This is a genomic window from Bacillus sp. RO1, assembly GCF_012524115.1.
Classification (GTDB): Bacteria; Bacillota; Bacilli; order Bacillales; family Bacillaceae_I; genus Sutcliffiella_A.
Genome location: NZ_JAAZWB010000048.1, coordinates 25,215 through 41,446, shown reverse-complemented (window position 1 = coordinate 41,446; position 16,232 = coordinate 25,215). Strand labels below are relative to the sequence as shown.

Annotated in this window: 13 protein-coding genes; 8 read left to right on the top strand and 5 right to left on the bottom strand. The window is 41.5% G+C overall.

From position 1 onward, the window contains the following. Positions 1-24: 24 nt before the first annotated feature. Positions 25-528 (bottom strand): hypothetical protein, encoded by a 504-nt coding sequence (locus tag HC179_RS05255; protein WP_168863378.1) that lies wholly within the window; start codon positions 526-528, stop codon positions 25-27. A gap of 85 nt (positions 529-613) precedes the next feature. Between HC179_RS05255 and HC179_RS05250 the strand changes: the two genes are divergently transcribed. Then, positions 614-1,207 (top strand): vWA domain-containing protein, encoded by a 594-nt coding sequence (locus HC179_RS05250; protein WP_168863377.1) that lies wholly within the window; start codon positions 614-616, stop codon positions 1,205-1,207. Positions 1,208-1,275: 68 nt separating this feature from the next. Here HC179_RS05250 and HC179_RS05245 read toward each other — a convergent pair whose 3' ends face one another. Beyond that, positions 1,276-2,778, bottom strand: coding sequence for an amidase (locus HC179_RS05245; RefSeq protein WP_168863376.1), 1,503 nt, complete (start codon positions 2,776-2,778; stop codon positions 1,276-1,278). Between the two features lie 191 nt (positions 2,779-2,969). Here HC179_RS05245 and HC179_RS05240 point away from each other — a divergent pair, with 191 nt between their 5' ends. The 5 genes from HC179_RS05240 (at position 2,970) to HC179_RS05220 (ending at position 8,920) form a co-directional block, all read left to right on the top strand. Then, the gene (locus tag HC179_RS05240) at positions 2,970-4,400 is read left to right on the top strand and encodes a hypothetical protein (protein ID WP_168863375.1); all 1,431 of its coding nucleotides are present in this window, start codon (positions 2,970-2,972) and stop codon (positions 4,398-4,400) included. Positions 4,401-4,564: 164 nt separating this feature from the next. Next, positions 4,565-4,969, top strand: coding sequence for a sporulation protein (locus HC179_RS05235; RefSeq protein ID WP_168863374.1), 405 nt, complete (start codon positions 4,565-4,567; stop codon positions 4,967-4,969). Between the two features lie 134 nt (positions 4,970-5,103). Next, complete coding sequence (locus HC179_RS05230; RefSeq protein WP_168863373.1) at positions 5,104-6,582, top strand: spore germination protein; 1,479 nt, start codon at positions 5,104-5,106, stop codon at positions 6,580-6,582. Between the two features lie 15 nt (positions 6,583-6,597). Further along, positions 6,598-7,788 carry a Ger(x)C family spore germination protein gene (locus tag HC179_RS05225; RefSeq protein WP_168863372.1) on the top strand — a complete coding sequence of 397 codons (1,191 nt, stop codon included), beginning with the start codon at positions 6,598-6,600 and terminating at the stop codon, positions 7,786-7,788. 19 nt (positions 7,789-7,807) lie between these two features. Beyond that, on the top strand, positions 7,808-8,920 hold the full coding sequence (locus tag HC179_RS05220) for a GerAB/ArcD/ProY family transporter (protein WP_168863371.1): 1,113 nt from the start codon (positions 7,808-7,810) through the stop codon (positions 8,918-8,920). 43 nt (positions 8,921-8,963) lie between these two features. Here HC179_RS05220 and HC179_RS05215 read toward each other — a convergent pair whose 3' ends face one another. The 3 genes from HC179_RS05215 to glcT all read right to left on the bottom strand — a co-directional run bounded on the left by HC179_RS05215 (position 8,964) and on the right by glcT (position 14,532). Next, on the bottom strand, positions 8,964-10,880 hold the full coding sequence (locus HC179_RS05215; protein ID WP_168863411.1) for a bifunctional 2',3'-cyclic-nucleotide 2'-phosphodiesterase/3'-nucleotidase: 1,917 nt from the start codon (positions 10,878-10,880) through the stop codon (positions 8,964-8,966). A 440-nt stretch (positions 10,881-11,320) separates the two neighbouring features. After that, a complete protein-coding gene (gene ptsG, locus HC179_RS05210; protein WP_168863370.1) occupies positions 11,321-13,357 on the bottom strand; it encodes a glucose-specific PTS transporter subunit IIBC in 2,037 nt (678 codons plus the stop codon). Positions 13,358-13,701: 344 nt separating this feature from the next. Next, positions 13,702-14,532 carry a glucose PTS transporter transcription antiterminator GlcT gene (gene glcT / locus HC179_RS05205; protein ID WP_168863369.1) on the bottom strand — a complete coding sequence of 277 codons (831 nt, stop codon included), beginning with the start codon at positions 14,530-14,532 and terminating at the stop codon, positions 13,702-13,704. A gap of 220 nt (positions 14,533-14,752) precedes the next feature. On the opposite strand from glcT, the gene HC179_RS05200 reads away from it, so the two are divergent. Continuing rightward, complete coding sequence (locus HC179_RS05200) at positions 14,753-15,307, top strand: RNA polymerase sigma factor (RefSeq protein ID WP_168863368.1); 555 nt, start codon at positions 14,753-14,755, stop codon at positions 15,305-15,307. Beyond that, positions 15,304-16,053, top strand: coding sequence for an anti-sigma factor (locus tag HC179_RS05195; RefSeq protein ID WP_168863367.1), 750 nt, complete (start codon positions 15,304-15,306; stop codon positions 16,051-16,053). Before HC179_RS05200 ends, HC179_RS05195 begins: the two co-directional genes overlap by 4 nt. Positions 16,054-16,232 lie beyond the last annotated feature (179 nt).

Below are 16,232 nucleotides of genomic sequence, written 5' to 3'. Positions count from 1 at the left end.
CTGGCAAGCTGTGTCTCGGCTTTTTTATATACTTCCTAAACTCTTTGATTTCATATCATCAACCGCTTCGTTCATTCGTGCAAGGTCATAGATGCCCTTCATCAGAAAGAACTTGGCTACAAGGTCTGGTATATCATTTCCTGATAAGGAATAACCTGCAGCACTAAGCAGGTCTTCTGTCTCTTCTTCATCAAGTCCCAAGGCAAAAGCTAATGCCACCATCGTTGCTTTTTTGGGACGATAATCTGGGTTGGTTCGTATTTTAGAAAAGTGTTTTCGGTCCAAACCGGCCTTTTTATATATCTCCGCATCTGTTCCGCCATGGCGGTCCATATACTGAAACAGGACCTGCTGCAGCGTCGGCTTCTTATTGTTTTTAATAAACTCTTCTATCTCAAAAATATCACTTTTTTCATGTAAAATAGGTGATTCGTTGTAGGATATGTACTCTTTTGTTTCAAGCACATCATGTATTTGATGCTGCCAAATAAATTCTTCGAGTTCCTCCAAAAACTTATTATCTATCATTCCCCTACCTCCAAATGTCGCTTTGAAGGCGACCATTTTATGGATATTGTTAGTTATTATTATAGCATGAAGGAGGATGATGAAAATGAATAAAAACTTAACTGAGATTGTTTTTCTATTGGACAGAAGCGGGTCAATGGGAGGTTTGGAAAAGGATACAATTGGAGGGTTTAACGCATTCTTGGAAAGACAATGTAGACATGAAGGAGAAACCCTCGTCACCGCTGTCCTTTTCGACGATGAAGTGGAAACTTTATGGAACGGCGTGAGTGTGAAGAATGTTACGTTAACAAGAGAAGATTATTACGTTAGGGGCACTACCTCCCTTTTGGACGCAATCGGTAGAACCATATTAGATATCGGAAACCGTTTGTCTCAAACTGATGAAGATGAACGTCCTGCTAATGTAATCTTTGTCATCACCACGGACGGCATGGAAAATTCAAGCGTAGAGTTCACGTATCCAAGAGTAAAAGAGTTAATCCGTCAACAAGAAGAAAAATATAGTTGGCAATTCATCTTTATGGGAGCGAATATAGACGTTGCAAAGGAAGCGGGAAGTTTAGGGATACAGGAGAATCAAGCATTTAATTTTGAAGCTACCAACAAAGGCGTGGAGATGATGTATGAAAACGTCTGTGACATCGTTTCAGAAAAAAGGTTTAAATTTGAAAATTAGTAGGGCAGAACAAATCAAAAGAGAACCCGTCCATGTAAATTTCAGACGGGTTCTCCAACACTTTTCTACTATTTTGTAGCTGTGGAAAGTAAATCTTCCATCCCGATCCATAGCTCTGTTTCTTCTATCATCCCTGCCATTTGAAGTAGTAAGTCTTCTTTCCCCCGCCCTGCCATAAACTGGACGCCTACTGGGAGCCCTTCCTTTGTCACATGGACTGGTAGCGACATAGCCGGCTGTCCGGTCAAATTTGCAAGCTGCGTAAAAGGAACTCTTTTTAAGCTTTCTTGTACGAGTTGTTCCACGATACCCATTTTCTTAAGGATTGCAGCAGATCCTAGTTTCCCCGTCACTTGTAGAGCAATATTCTCCAGTGGCTTTAGTTTATGATCCCCAATTTTTGCAGGAGGGAAGGCAGTGGCAGGTGTTACATATAAATCATAGGTTTCATGAAATTCTTCCATAGCATATGCTGCAACATCCCACACCCTCATATTGAGGACAAATTCTTGCGCAGACATGGATTTACCAATGAGGGCAAGCAGCCAGGTTGCAGGCTCCACATCATTTAAAGTAGCTTTCCGTCCAAGTATCTCCTCTAAGGAAGAAACCATTGCGCTAACTTCTCCAAAGTAGAGGGAAAGATAACTTGTGGCAACTTTCTTTCCATCTATCGGTGCATCTATTTCTTCTAAACTGTGACCTTGTGACTCTAGATACTTCAACGTTTTGTTGACCGCCTCTATACAGTCCGGATGAACTTCTGTACCAATGGGGGATTTAGTAGAGTAAGCGATACGGAGCTTTTTCTCTATCGGTTGTTGAATGATACCCAAATAACTTCCACCATGATCAGGGATGGAAAATGCCGCTCCTTTTTCAGCTCCCTTTAATTCATCTAAGACTGCTGCGCTATCTCTTACGGTCCTGGTCAATACATGTTCAACTGCTGCTCCCTGCCAGAACCGTCCTAGCTGCGGACCTACCGGCGTCCTTCCCCTTGTAGGCTTTAACCCAAACAAACCACAGTATGCAGCAGGAATACGAATGGAACCTCCTCCATCATTTGCACCTGCGATTGGAACCATTCCTGAAGCCACCGCTGCTGCCGAACCGCCACTGGAACCTCCAGGTGTATGAGTTAGTTTCCAAGGATTTTTTGCAGGACCGTATACAACAGGTTCTGTTATTGCCATCAAGCCAAACTCTGGGACATTTGTTTGTCCTAAAAACAGAAAGCCGCTTTTTCTTAACCGACTAACATATTCGGAGTCCCTCTTTGATCTATATTTGCTTAGAGCTTTAGATCCTAGCGTTTTTGGTTCACCTTTTATTTCTTGACCTATATCTTTTAATAGGATCGGAACCCCCGCAAACCGTCCTATAAGAGCCTTCCCCGCGGCATTCCTTGCCTGTTCGTACATCGTATGGATAACTGCATTCAGTTGGGGATTTTGTGTCTCAATTTCACTGACCGCCATTTCTAACAGTTCAGCAGGCTTGACTTCCTTGTTTTTTACCAATTCTGCCAGTCCGAGTCCGTCATATTTTTTATATTCATCCCTCTTCAACGTTATCACCTCTCTATACTCTATTCCTCATTGTAGGAGAATAAACCTCTCTCTAGTAACCAATTAAAATTCCATTTTGATGATGTAGGTTTCCCTATCAGCACCAAAGCCCACCTTTTAACATAGGCTACCATACAGAAATTTATCTTTTACATCTTGGGCTTGTTCGCCTTGGAGGGAGTTTGGTACAGATGGAATTGACTGCAGCACATTGGATGTACTTAATTGGTACTCTAGTTATTATCGTTACAATGTTGTTCAGGAAAAATGTAGTGGTTCCTGCCATCCTGGTGACTTTTTTAGTGGGGTGGATTTTCAGTGGGTCCTTTATTTTCGGGCTTCAAACTATATTTACCGCCAGCTTGGTTGCAGCAGGAGAGCTTTTTAATATCTTCCTGATTATTGCCATCATGACGGCACTTTTACATTCCCTTAAATCATTGGGTACGGATGAACAAATGATCACTCCATTTCAGCGGGTGATGAAAAACGGGCATGTCTCGTTTTGGGTCATTGTGTTTGTTACTTATGCGATTTCTCTATTTTTCTGGCCTACTCCAGCGGTACCGCTGGTTGGTGCACTCTTAATTCCAGTTGCCATTAGAGCGGGGCTTCCACCCATTGGGGCAGCTATCGCCATTTCCCTTGCCGGTCAAGGAATGGCGCTGTCTTCCGATTACATTATTCAAATAGCCCCATCTTTGACCGCCACCGCTGCTGCTGTGGATATTGGTACGGTTGCCGATCGCGGTTTCATCTTATCCCTTGTTACAGGAGCAGTTGCTATTACACTTGCTTATATTTCTATACGCAAGCTTATTGTACGACCATCTAATGAGCATTTAATAAAATGGAACCATGTAGATAACCAGAGTGGCGACACGGAGGGCGTGACAGAAAGAGGACCTGAGACAAAAAGCAAATACAGCACACTGTTTGCTATCTTAGTTCCAGCAACGTTTCTGGCTATCATCATCTACATGGTTCTGGCCAAGTTTTCCGATGTCATTCCTTCTCTAGAGGGTGGAGCTGGCGCGGCGCTTATCGGTGGGGCTTCGCTCATTCTATTAATTGGAGCGTCATTCTTCCTTAATGCCCGTACCTCCCTTCAAACTGTCAGTGACAATATAGTCAAAGGCTTCTTGTTTGCCTTTAAGGCGATGGGGCCGGTTATTCCGATTGCTGGATTCTTCTTTATTGGTAGTGGGGAACTTGCTTCTAGAATCCTGGGCACTCCTGCTGAGGAGACACCCTCCTTCCTGTTTGACCTCATACTTGCCGGTCAGGCATATATCCCTGAAAGCTCATTTATCGCAGGATTTGGAATACTGTTAATCGGAATGATAACAGGATTAGATGGTTCTGGGTTCTCGGGACTTCCTCTTGTTGGAGCGTTGTCTGGAGCCCTTGGTGAAAGTGTTGGAGTGGAAGCTGCCACACTTGCCGCAATAGGACAGATGGGTTCTGTCTGGGTTGGCGGCGGAACATTAATTGCCTGGTCTTCCCTTGTAGCTGTTGCGGGTTTTGCGAAGGTTCCTGTAATGGAGCTTGTGAGACGGAGCTTTTTGCCAGTGCTAATAGGACTGATTGTAGCGACGTTAGTTGGACTATGGTTATTTTAAAGTATTGGAAGTCCTCATTCTTAAAAGGGATGAGGGCTTTTATATTGTGAAGAATGGGTATGTATATTTTACATATTAAAAAAATAGGTGAAACTTTCATTCTACCTGTTCGTATCTTTAACTATACGACATACGTAATTATTCATTCCGGAGGTTTAGGCTATATGATAAAAAAGGTAATGAGCTATTTAAATATAGGTTCTCCACATGTAGATTTAGTTTTGAATAATATGGAGTTAACTCCTGGTGAAAGTGTAACTGGCACCTTTCACGTGGAAGGCGGTTGGGCTAGGCAACATATTAAAAGATTAGAATGTGACCTTGTAAAGGACTTTCAAGGGGATTCGGTTGAAACAGTGGATGCTGTAACGACCATTCTTATGTCCAAAAGCATGGATGCAAATGATAAGTCACAGTATCCATTTTGCTATCAGCTTCCAACTTCATTAGAGCCTTCAACAGAACATATAAGCTATCGTTTCCACACACGACTGATTTTTCAAGATGATGTAAAGAGCATTGATCATGATGAGATAATTGTTCTTGGACGAGAAACAATCAAGGCCTGACTCCTATTGCGGAGACAGGTTTTTTATTTCCCCCTCAAAAACCACTTTAGATAAAAACCTTCTTTCTAACGGAATATTTTACTAGGAATTATGGCAAGGTATAAGTAGGAAATATGAGGTAAAGAGGTTATTGAATGGAGACTTCAGAAAAGGTTTCACTGACGGAATCTATCTCTAATAATATCGAGATGATTAAAGTTCAATTAGGTCACAGTTCTGACTTGTTAGAAAGAGAGCTTGTTTTGCCACATTTTAATAAGAAAGTTCATTTAATTTACCTGGACGGAATTAATGACACCTCTAAAATGGAGGAATACATACTATCACCAATAGCAAGAATATCCTTAAAAGAAGATCAATCTATCCCTTCCATTATCGACTACCTCCGACTTCAAGTAATTCAAAGTATCAACATTAATACAGAAACAAGTAGAGATAAGGTAGTTAATATGCTCTTAGATGGAAATACAGCTATTTTTGTAGAGCAAGAAGCTGTATGCCTATTGGCTGATACGGTTAAGTGGCCAGAAAGAAGTGCCCCTGAACCAAAAGCTCAACGGACTCAGACAGGGCCTAATATAGCCTTTAATGAAAGCATTACGTACAATCTTTCCCTAATAAGAAAAACGATCAAAAACCCATCGCTACGGGTAGAAAAAGTGACGAATCCAAATATACAAACTTCTATATCCATGGTATTTATCGAAGGGATAGCGGACAAAGAAATTCTAGACGAAGTAAGAAAGAAGTTAGATGAGATAAACATCCCTGTTGTTCTTGATGTTAACTATTTGACTGAATCCTTTATGGACAACACAAATTCCAGTTTTCCTTTGGCACTTTCAACTGATCGCCCAGATGTAGTATGTGGGGAAGTGCTTGGGGGGAAGATTGCTATAGTCGTAGACGGAACACAGTTCGTAATGGTCGTACCTTCTGTGTTTATCCAATTCTTTCAATCACCAGACGACTATTACACATTGAATAGAAGTACCCAAACAAGAAGATTAGGAAGGTTATTCTTCTTCTTGCTGGCCGTACTTCTCCCAGGTCTGTATATTGCCTTTACTTTGTATCATCCAGGACTTATTCCTTCGAGCTTGCTGATTGGCCTTATCTCTCAAAGGGAAATTGTTCCTTTTCCAACCATTGTTGAAGTGTTTATCTTTTTTTGGCTTATCATTATTATTACAGAAGGCTCGCTACGTCTTCCTGCTGGAGTGGTACTGACAGTGACTATTTTCGCTTCTATTACATTGGGTCAGCAAGCTGTTGAGGCCCAACTTGTTCAACCAGCAACACTTGTAGTACTGGCTGCATCTTATGTATGTTCTAGTGTCGTACCTGTTTACAGCTTAGCTCTTGCTTATAAGCGGTTGACCTTTCGGTTTATTTTTCTGGCAACAATACTTGGATTGTACGGCGTGTTAGTGGGACTGATCGTACTTTTATTACACATGTGTTCCCTTCGTTCTTTTGGAGTGCCGTATCTTTCACCTATTGCTCCTTTCCATCCACAAGACCAAAAGGATGCTATTTTCCGTTTGCCAATTGAACACATTGTGAATAATGATAAATCCCTGTCTAAAGAGGAAACCATGAGAAAAAAGTAAAGGCTGATGGACCCTATGTGGAAAAAGAACCTATTACCAATCATTACGTCTATATTTTTAATTTGCTCAAGTTTAATCATTGGAAAAAATGCGGAAGACTCCCTTATAAAAGAACTGATTATTATTTCAGCTATTGGAGTAGATATAAAAGATGAGGAGTTTCTCGTAACTGTACAAGCCATTGATGCACCTGCCGTAAAAGACAGTGCTTCGGATAAATTGGGATATATCCTGTATCAGGAAAGCGGTAGAACTATTACAGAAGCAATGCAAAAACTCCACAAAACCTTTTCACGCTATTTATTTATGGATGATATAGAAGTCATACTGATAAGCGAGGAGCTCGCTAAGAAACGTGGTATTGATGATGTAATCAATTATCTGTTCTTAGAGCAAACTATTTCTTCTAATATCTTGATTTTTGTCAGCAAGGCGGTAAGTGCCAATGATATCCTTGCTACGTTTAGACCCTTTGAAAAAGTATCTTCAAGAGGTATTGTGGATACAATAGAAAACATTGAAAATTACGCGTCCTTCGCTACTCCAGTCTACCCAAACCGGGTTAAGAACCTTCTGCTGAATTATCCGGTTGTGAATAATGTCATTCCTTATATCAGTCTGGCAGGAGATGTGGAGGAAGGAATATCCAAAGATAATATCGCATCCTACCAACCTAAGACGAAAACAGAGATCAATGGGATGTCCTATTTCAAGAAAGATAAACTGATTGATTTCTTAAGTACTGAAGAAAGCCAGCATTTCCTATTTATAATGGATAAAGTTAGGGAAGGTACGTTGGAGTCAAATTGTCCAGAAGGTCCTGGTTATTTTTCCTACCACTTAAAGAAATCAAAAACTAAATATGAGATAAGTTGGAATGGAAATATTCCTAAAATATCCATAAAGATCAAACCGAACGGAAGGATTATTGAATCCACCTGCAAAACCAATTTCGAGCATCCAAACATGGATCTCTTTAGATCCCAAATAAAAAAGCAATTAGAAGCCTCCATAACGGAACTCATCCGAAAGAGCCAGGAAGAAAAACTGGATTATGTAGGATTTGGTAAACAAATCTACTTTTCCGACCCGAGCAAATGGAGAAAAATTGAAGGCGAGTGGGAAAGTATTTTCCCAAAGACTCTATCTGAAGTAAAGGTGGATGTATCCATAACGAGGTCCGGAGATGCCATATCATTAGATTAAAGTTAGGATGAAATTTTCTATGAACGTTACCAAGATATCCATCTATCAGTTCTTTACCTTGATGACTTTATTCTTGCTCGGGTCTTCCATTGTTCTGGGACTCAACTTGGAAGCTGAGGAAAATGCCTGGATCATAAACACTGGAGCAGCCAGCACAGGCGTCCTCCTTTTCTTTTTCTATGTTTACTTATTAAAAAGGAATGGGTGGCCTGAATTTCATAAACTTTTGGAACTGGCTTTTGGAAAAGTAATTGGGAAAATTGTCTTACTATTGTACAGCCTCTATTTTCTTTATATTGCCATAAGGGTACTTAAAGATTTCGTCTATTTTATTGCCCAGACTTTTTTTTACAATATCGATCATTGGATTATTGTGCTTGTCTCTGTCTACCTCATCTGCTATGCGGCAATTCTAGGTCTTGAGGCAATGGCCAGGACATCGGAGATTTTGTTTGTCTTTACCATGCTTCTAATAGCATTGATTTTTTTCTTTTCATTCATGTCAGGGGTGACGATGAGGGAGAATGTAAGGCCGCTAATTGACTTGGAGATTTTGGATTTAAGCAACTGGGTTCAATATATTACATTCCCTTACGGCGAAATGGTGGTATTTCTGGTCTTATTCCCGTTTCTGAATGACCATCAGAAACTAATTAAATACGGATGGATCTCTATTGTGTTCAGCGGGGCCCTTCTGATTTCCATCACCCAATTGATAATTGCCATCCTTGGGGCAAAGGTTGCCTCCCTCTATACCTATCCATTAGTAAAGTCACTAGAAATGATTGAGGTTTTGGGTATTATCCAACATTTGGAGTTGCTTACTGCGTTTGCCTTTATCATTGTGGGATTTGTAAAAGTGTCTATATTCTTTATTTCCGCAGCAAAGGGAATATCTTACATGTTACCTATCTTCCAAGATAAGTTTATAATATTCCTACTTGGCGGTATTGCTCTAGTTAGCTCTTTTATCATAGCAAAAGACCTTCCTCAACACATCTATATTGGATTGGAACTAGTCCCAACCTATCTTCATGTTCCATTTCAATTTATCCTCCCTCTGCTTATCCTACTATTGACTTGGATGAAAGGGATGAAAAAGCAAAGAAAAGGAGTCAAAAAAGGGGTCTGACCCTCACCGCTCTAAAGCGATAAAGTCACCCCCTTTTCCACTATTATTCAGCTGTCGGTAGTGTTAGCTTATATTTGGCGAAGCCGTTTTGGGAGGCTCCATCGTATTGGATGGTGCCGTTTTCCGGTAGTGCATCTACTGCGTCAGGTGAGGAGTCGAATGTTACGTTGACGGAATTTTTAATAGGTGCAAATGTCCAGTTCCCGTCTGCTGAAGGATCAATTTCACCTTGCTGGAGGATGTAGTCGATAATTGCTTGGCGGTTCTCATCTGGATATAATTCCACCCCAGTGTTGTTGCGTACTCCAGGGAAATTGCCGCTTGCACGATAGTTATTCGTTACAACGATGAATTCCTGATTTAAATCAATTGCTTCCCCTTTATACTCAAGGTTCTTGATTCGGTTTGCCCCTTCATTAACGACAACCCCGTCCTTGTTATATTTCGCAGGTTCTCTTACATCAATTTCATACGTAACACCATCGATAACGTCATAATTATAAGTCGGAAAATCTGTATTGATTAACGTTTGCTCGCTGCTGTTATATGCATCAATCTGATTGAATTGTCCTGCAGACATTTCAAGCCATTCTTTAACATCCGCCCCCGTCACTTTAACGGTTGCTACTGTATTTGGATATAGATACAGGTCAGCTACATTCTTGATTGCTATTTCCCCTTGTGGAATATAAGTGTAGTATCCTGCCCCGTTTCTTCCACCGGCTTTGAATGGTGCTCCTGCTGAAAGGATGGGGGTATTCTCTTCTACCGTACCTTGCAATTGTTTTTCAATATACCATTTCTGTGCATTTGTCACAATTTGAATGGATGGGTCATCTTGTACTAGTGCAAAGTAACTGTGAATGTCGGCTGTTGTGCTACCAACTGCTGTTCGAACATAATTAACTGTTCCTTCATGCGCTTCTTTTACTGCATCCAATATGGCTGGATCTGCTTCTACACCTTTTACATGCCTTAATGTTGTAGCAGAATGTGTCACTTTCCAATCACCTTTTACTTTAGAAAGTGTCAAGTCCATGATGCCTAAATTGTTCCCCCAGTTGCCAGGCATCACGACAGGCACACCATTAATAGTTCCTTTTTCCGTGTCCACACCAGGAAGGTCCTTGAAGTCTCCAGGAAATTTAAGATGGTTGTGACCTGTGATAATAGCATCAATACCATCTACCTTCGTCAAATCATAGGTGGCGTTCTCTTCCATTTCTGCGTACTCAACATCACCAATACCAGAGTGTGCCAACACGATAATGATGTCAGCCCCGGCTTTTTCCATTTTAGGAATGACTGCTTCTACTGACTGGACGATGTCTTTTGTTACAATCTTACCATCAAGATGTGCTTTGTCCCATTGCGTGATTTGTGGAGTCACCACACCCGTCACACCAACACGTAGAACTTTATTTCTTCCTTTATTATCTGTGAATTTTTTCTTGATGATTTCATATGGCTTTACATAATACTCGCTGTTATCTGCTCCATCATCATAAAATACATTCGCGCTCACATAAGGAAATGGAGCTCCTTCCAATACGGTATCAAGAAAATCCATCCCATAATTGAATTCATGATTTCCAAGAGTAGCTGCATCATAATCTAGTAATCCCATAGCTTGGAACACTGGATGCACCTCACCTTGTTGCAACACTTCCACTTTAGCTTTGTAGTCCCCTAAAGGGTTCCCTTGAATTAAATCACCGTTATCAAAAAGCATGGTGTTCGCCGCTTCCGCTCGGGCTTGTTTAATTAATGTAGCTGTTTTCGCAAGTCCAAAGTCTTGTACTTCAGTATCCTTATAATAATCATAGTTATATAGGTGTGTATGGATATCTGTCGTTCCCATCACTCTTAGTTCCACATCATGTTGTCCTGCTTTCGGGTCCTTTGGTGCAGCCTCTACCGAGTTGAACATGGATGGTGTAGCAAGCAATGATACCGCCATTGTTGCAGCCAACACTTTTTTACCTAGTCGTTGTAAAGCTTGTTTCAAGCCAAACAGCTCCTTTTTGAAGTTTAGTAGTCATACTCTTCTAATTATAGAGACTCTTTTTAGTTTAAAAATAATCTGAAAGGACTGAATTTGAGAATTTACAACAAAAACATTTCAAGTAATTGGGTATTTATACTTGTTTTTAAAACAACCTAGTAAAAACAGGAGGCTTACGCGAATTTCTATAGGTATATAGTAAGTAGAAAGATACTCATATTAGGGAATTGTAACTATTCTAAAGGTTATTGTGACTTTTTCAGAGGTTATTATGAGTTTTTCATTGATGATTGTGACTTTTTCAGCAGTTATTGTGACTTTTCGCTTCCGAGTCCATTTCAAAACATAAGAAACCGCTCAGCGCACTCACACGCTAAGCGGTCCTCATCAAACTTCTATCGAATCTCTACGCGACCCTTTTCCCCCACTCTTACACTACCATCCTTAATCTCAACTGCTTCTCCAGCAGCCAGATTTGTAAAGATGATCGGTGTAATAATGGATGTCGCTTCTTCTGACACAATGCGAAGGTCTACGTTCAGTAACGCTTGTCCTTGCTCGACTGTGTCGCCTTGTTCTACTAAACTTTCAAAGCCTTTACCTTTTAGGTTGACTGTGTCGATACCAACATGCACAAGGACTTCGCGGCCGTCAGCTGTTTCAATGCCGATTGCGTGTTTCGTAGGGAACAAGTTCACAACCTTCCCTGCAACAGGTGAAACCACATTGCCCTCAGTTGGCTCGATGGCAAAACCGTCACCCATCATTTTTTGCGAGAAAATTTTATCAGGAACTTCAGAAATAGGTAGTAGTTTACCAGTCATCGGCATAACTACATCAAACTCTGCTGAAGTAGCAACAGCAACAGCATCTACAGATTCATTTTCAGATGTTGCCGCCACTTCTTGCTTCACAGGCGTTTTCCCACTCAAGATATCTTGAATCTGCCCTTTGATTGTTTCAGAGCGAGGTCCAAAAATTGCTTGGATATTGCGGTCAACTTGCATTACCCCTGCTGCACCTAATTTTTTCAAGCGCTCTTTATCAACTTGATCTACATCTTTTACACTTACTCGAAGTCGAGTGATACACGCGTCAAGGTTTGTAAGGTTTTCTCTTCCTCCTAGTGCTTCTAGTACACCGAATGGCAGTTCATCAACGGACCCTGAACCCGCTTCCGCTTCCTCTGTTTTTTCCTCACGACCTGGTGTCATAAGGTTAAACTTCTTGATCGCAAAACGGAATCCAAAGTAATAGATAACCGAGAATACTAGACCAACAGGGATCACCAACCACCATGCGGTCGCATTTGGAAGGATACCAAATAGAATATAGTCAATTACTCCACCAGAGAACGTCATTCCGATTTTTACATCTAAAATATGCATGACCATAAAGGATAGTCCTGCAAACACCGCATGGATTGCGAATAATACAGGTGCTACGAACAAGAAACTGAACTCAAGTGGCTCTGTGATACCTGTCAAGAAAGATGTTAATGCCGCTGAACCCATGATACCGGCAACATATTTCTTGTTTTCAGGACGTGCGCAGTGATAGATTGCTAGAGCTGCTGCTGGTAGACCAAACATCATGAATGGGAATTTACCTGTCATGAACGTTCCTGCCGTAAGCTCGGCACCGTCTTTCACCTGCTCCATGAAAATGCGTTGGTCTCCACGAACCAATTCTCCTGCAGCGTTCGTGTAAGAACCGAATTCAAACCAGAATGGAGAATAGAAAATATGATGCAAGCCAAATGGAATCAATCCACGTTCAATGACACCGAAAATAAATGCTGCCAACGTACGGTTTGACTCTGTCATGAAATAAGAGAATGTATTAAGTCCTTCTTGCGCGTAAGGCCATACAAAATTCATGACCACCCCAAGCAGTAGTGCGGATGCTGCCGTAACAATTGGAACAAATCGCTTACCAGCAAAGAATCCTAAGTATGATGGCAATTCAATATTGTAAAATTTATTGTACATATAGGCACCGAGCACACCGGCTATGATACCGCCGAATACCCCGGTTTGAAGGGTTGGAATTCCTAAAACATTCGCAAGTGCAGGGTCAGATCCGACCTGGTCAGCGGTAACTCCACTGATAACACTCATCGTAACGTTCATAATTAAGTAACCGATCATTGCTGCAAGACCGGCTACACCGTCTCCTCCAGCAAGTCCAATAGCTACCCCGATTGCAAAGAGTAGTGGCAGGTTAGAGAATACGATGCTTCCCGCCTGTTCCATGATTTGTGCCAGTAGCACGAGTGAGTCTGCTTCTAGAAAGCCAAGACGACTTGTTAAGTTTGGGTTTTGCATGGCATTACCGAATGCAAGCAGGATTCCTGCTGCTGGAAGCAATGCGACAGGAAGCATGAGGGCTTTCCCGATACGTTGCAGTAAACCGAATGATTTCTTGAACATATGTGTTCCTCCTTGGTATTTTTATATGCTTGGCAGAACTCCTTTTTAGTTTGCCGTTGATTTCCGTTCCAGGCGCTTCGCTTTCCTGCGGGCGGTCCGGAAGCCTCCTCGGGCTGCGCCCTGCGGGGTCTTCCCTGTCCCTTCCTCCCGCGGGAGTCTGCGCGCCTTCCACTGCAATCAACTAAACTGGTAGATATTTATACAAAAACAACAAAAAAGCATGAGTGAAAAGAAAAGGTATACGAAGGAAAGGTAGATAGACTTCTACCATGTTTCTTCGTTTACGCTTTCTTCCGCTCATGCCTGCATGACCAGTAACACGTGAAAAAAGTGTTCTAGATTATTTATTGTTTTGCAAGCCTTTGCAAATGTAGGGTCAGGTATACTGCCTCTGCATCTGGGACTGGCTTGTGTAAGTTCTGCTGCATAATTTTAATCAATTTCCATGCTAGATTGTAGCATACTGGATATTCAGCTTGCAACACTTTTGCGAGCGCTTCCTGATTTTCTGGGCGGTTCTCGTCTTTTTGCACCCTTTCAATCGAAGCATGAAAATGACGAATGAGCCTCAAATAGTTCACATCGGTACGGTCAACGGAGATCTTCAAGGATTCCTCAATGACATCCACCATTCTGCTGATCAACTGGGTATGTTTGTTGACCTCGGACAGTTCTCGGTTGGTCAAGGCACTATGGATGTGTAATGTAATGAAACCTACTTCTCCCACTGGAACGGAGATACCAAGCTTTCCATTTAACCACTCCACAATTTCAAGTGCCACCGTATATTCTTTTGGATAAGCAAGCTCTGTCTCCGTCAGAAATGGATTTTTTATATCAAGACCTTGTTGAATTCTTTTCACCGCAAAATAAAGATGGTCCGTTAATCCGACATGGATATGTTCATTCAACCGAACCTCAAAACGTTTTTCAATTCGCTCTATACATTCATTCATCAAACCGATGAACGACTCGTCAACATAACTAAGTAGTTGCTTGTATTGTTGCTGCTCTTCCTGGTCGCGAAGCACAAAGAACTTCTCCGCACTCTCGACAGTAATATCTTCTCCAGTACGTTTCCCAAAACCGATTCCCTTCCCAGTAAGGATCACTTCATTGTACTCGGGGTGGGCAGCAATCAACACATTGTTATTCAGGACTTTCTTCACACGCATTTGGCCATTCCTCCGGTGTATCTAAAACTGCAATATATACTAAAGTACGATACGTGGGAGGTAGAGTCAAGCAAGCAAATTTTCCAAATGGTTCCTTCCTGAATATCACTGATCCAAACTCCATTTTCCAACGTTAGGAAAATAGGAAAGCCTTATTTCTTCTTTTAATCAGACAAATAAAGATATAATAAAGATAATCACATAAAAAAGGAGAAAACCTATGCAGAATAAGGACTCTCTTCTGTATGAGCGGATAAGGAAAAAAGATAAAACCGCTCTGGAAGAACTGTACGACAGGTACGAAAAGATCTTGTATTCTTTTTTATTGAAAATAACGAATGACCATGACATAGCTGAAGAAGCAATGCAGGATGTCTTTATCAAGATTTGGCAGGGAACAGGGATTTACGACGAGTCAAAAGGCAAGTTTCGATCTTGGCTGTTCACCATTGCACGTAATAAAGCTTTGGATATAATTCGCAAGCAGAAACGAACACAAAGTACCACGATAGAAGATGTGGAACCATTCTTGCAATCTAACGATTCCACCGAAAAAGAGACAGAGTGGAAGGAAGAGCAAATAGTCATCAGAGAAGCGGTCTCCACTTTATCAGATGACCAAAGGAAGATGGTTCATTATATGTATTTCAAAGGCTATACCCAGCAGAAAATAGCCGAGTTGACCGGCATACCGCTTGGGACTGTAAAAGGAAGGATACGGCTGGCGCTAAAGAAACTGAAACCGTTACTTGCAGATAGGAGGGGGAGTATATGAGTCAGAAATGTGAGTTAGTGTTGGACTATTTCAATGGCCACCTAACACAAACAGAGAGAGAAGAATTTGAACAGCACTTAGCCACCTGTCCCGAATGTCAGGAAGAATTAATGGAACTTCAAGATCTGTTAGGAGATGTTGCCCTTGTGTCAGAACAGGCCTCACCCCCGCCAGAAATGAAGAAGCGAATTTTGGATAATGTATTTGCTGAAGATGTGAAATCTGAAAACGCTACTGTTACACCAATAGCTTCTAAAACAGAAATGGAAACTCCCGTTAGTAAAAATACAGCTTCAGGAAAACCTTGGCTAACCACATTGCTTGCCGCGTCACTTTTGCTTTCATTAATTGGAAACGGCTACTTGATGTTGCAAAACGATAAAGGAGCTGAGTCGGTTGCTGAAGAACTGAAACAACCAGATAACGTAGTTACCTTGCAGCCATCAGATGCTACAGGCAGCGGGTTTGCAGCACTTTTCCAACAGGAACAGGCACTATCTGTCTTGATCCAAACGCAGGACTTACCTGATCTAACAGGAAACGAAGTGTATCAGGTCTGGCTATTGAAGAACGGTGCACCGATACCGGCTGGCGACTTCACTATTGACGAACAAGGAAAAGGCTATGTGTTCCATAACATTGCGGAGACGACAACGGAAGATTGGGATACCATTGCGATAACGTTGGAACCTCAAAGTGGGAATGAATTACCTGAAGGGGAGATTCAACTTTCGGCAGGGTTGTGATTGATGAAGACCTCTGTCACCAGTCACTGACGTCTTCATGACCTTGATGAAGACCTCTATTACCTAAAAGTCTTTGAACTCAGGTCTTCATAAGTACTATGAAGCCTTCTGTTACCCAAAAACTTTGGTGCCCAGGTCTTCATAACCTTTATGAAGACTTCTGTCTCCCGAAAATTTTG

Bases quoted from the DNA above. Each gene is read 5' to 3' on its own strand.
- HC179_RS05255 (WP_168863378.1), bottom strand. From the start codon at position 528: ATGATAGATAATAAGTTTTTGGAGGAACTCGAAGAATTTATTTGGCAG.
- HC179_RS05250 (WP_168863377.1), top strand. From the start codon at position 614: ATGAATAAAAACTTAACTGAGATTGTTTTTCTATTGGACAGAAGCGGG.
- HC179_RS05240 (WP_168863375.1), top strand. From the start codon at position 2,970: ATGGAATTGACTGCAGCACATTGGATGTACTTAATTGGTACTCTAGTT.
- HC179_RS05235 (WP_168863374.1), top strand. From the start codon at position 4,565: ATGATAAAAAAGGTAATGAGCTATTTAAATATAGGTTCTCCACATGTA.
- HC179_RS05230 (WP_168863373.1), top strand. From the start codon at position 5,104: ATGGAGACTTCAGAAAAGGTTTCACTGACGGAATCTATCTCTAATAAT.
- HC179_RS05225 (WP_168863372.1), top strand. From the start codon at position 6,598: ATGTGGAAAAAGAACCTATTACCAATCATTACGTCTATATTTTTAATT.
- HC179_RS05220 (WP_168863371.1), top strand. From the start codon at position 7,808: ATGAACGTTACCAAGATATCCATCTATCAGTTCTTTACCTTGATGACT.
- HC179_RS05215 (WP_168863411.1), bottom strand. From the start codon at position 10,880: ATGGCGGTATCATTGCTTGCTACACCATCCATGTTCAACTCGGTAGAG.
- ptsG (WP_168863370.1), bottom strand. From the start codon at position 13,357: ATGTTCAAGAAATCATTCGGTTTACTGCAACGTATCGGGAAAGCCCTC.
- glcT (WP_168863369.1), bottom strand. From the start codon at position 14,532: ATGCGTGTGAAGAAAGTCCTGAATAACAATGTGTTGATTGCTGCCCAC.
- HC179_RS05200 (WP_168863368.1), top strand. From the start codon at position 14,753: ATGCAGAATAAGGACTCTCTTCTGTATGAGCGGATAAGGAAAAAAGAT.
- HC179_RS05195 (WP_168863367.1), top strand. From the start codon at position 15,304: ATGAGTCAGAAATGTGAGTTAGTGTTGGACTATTTCAATGGCCACCTA.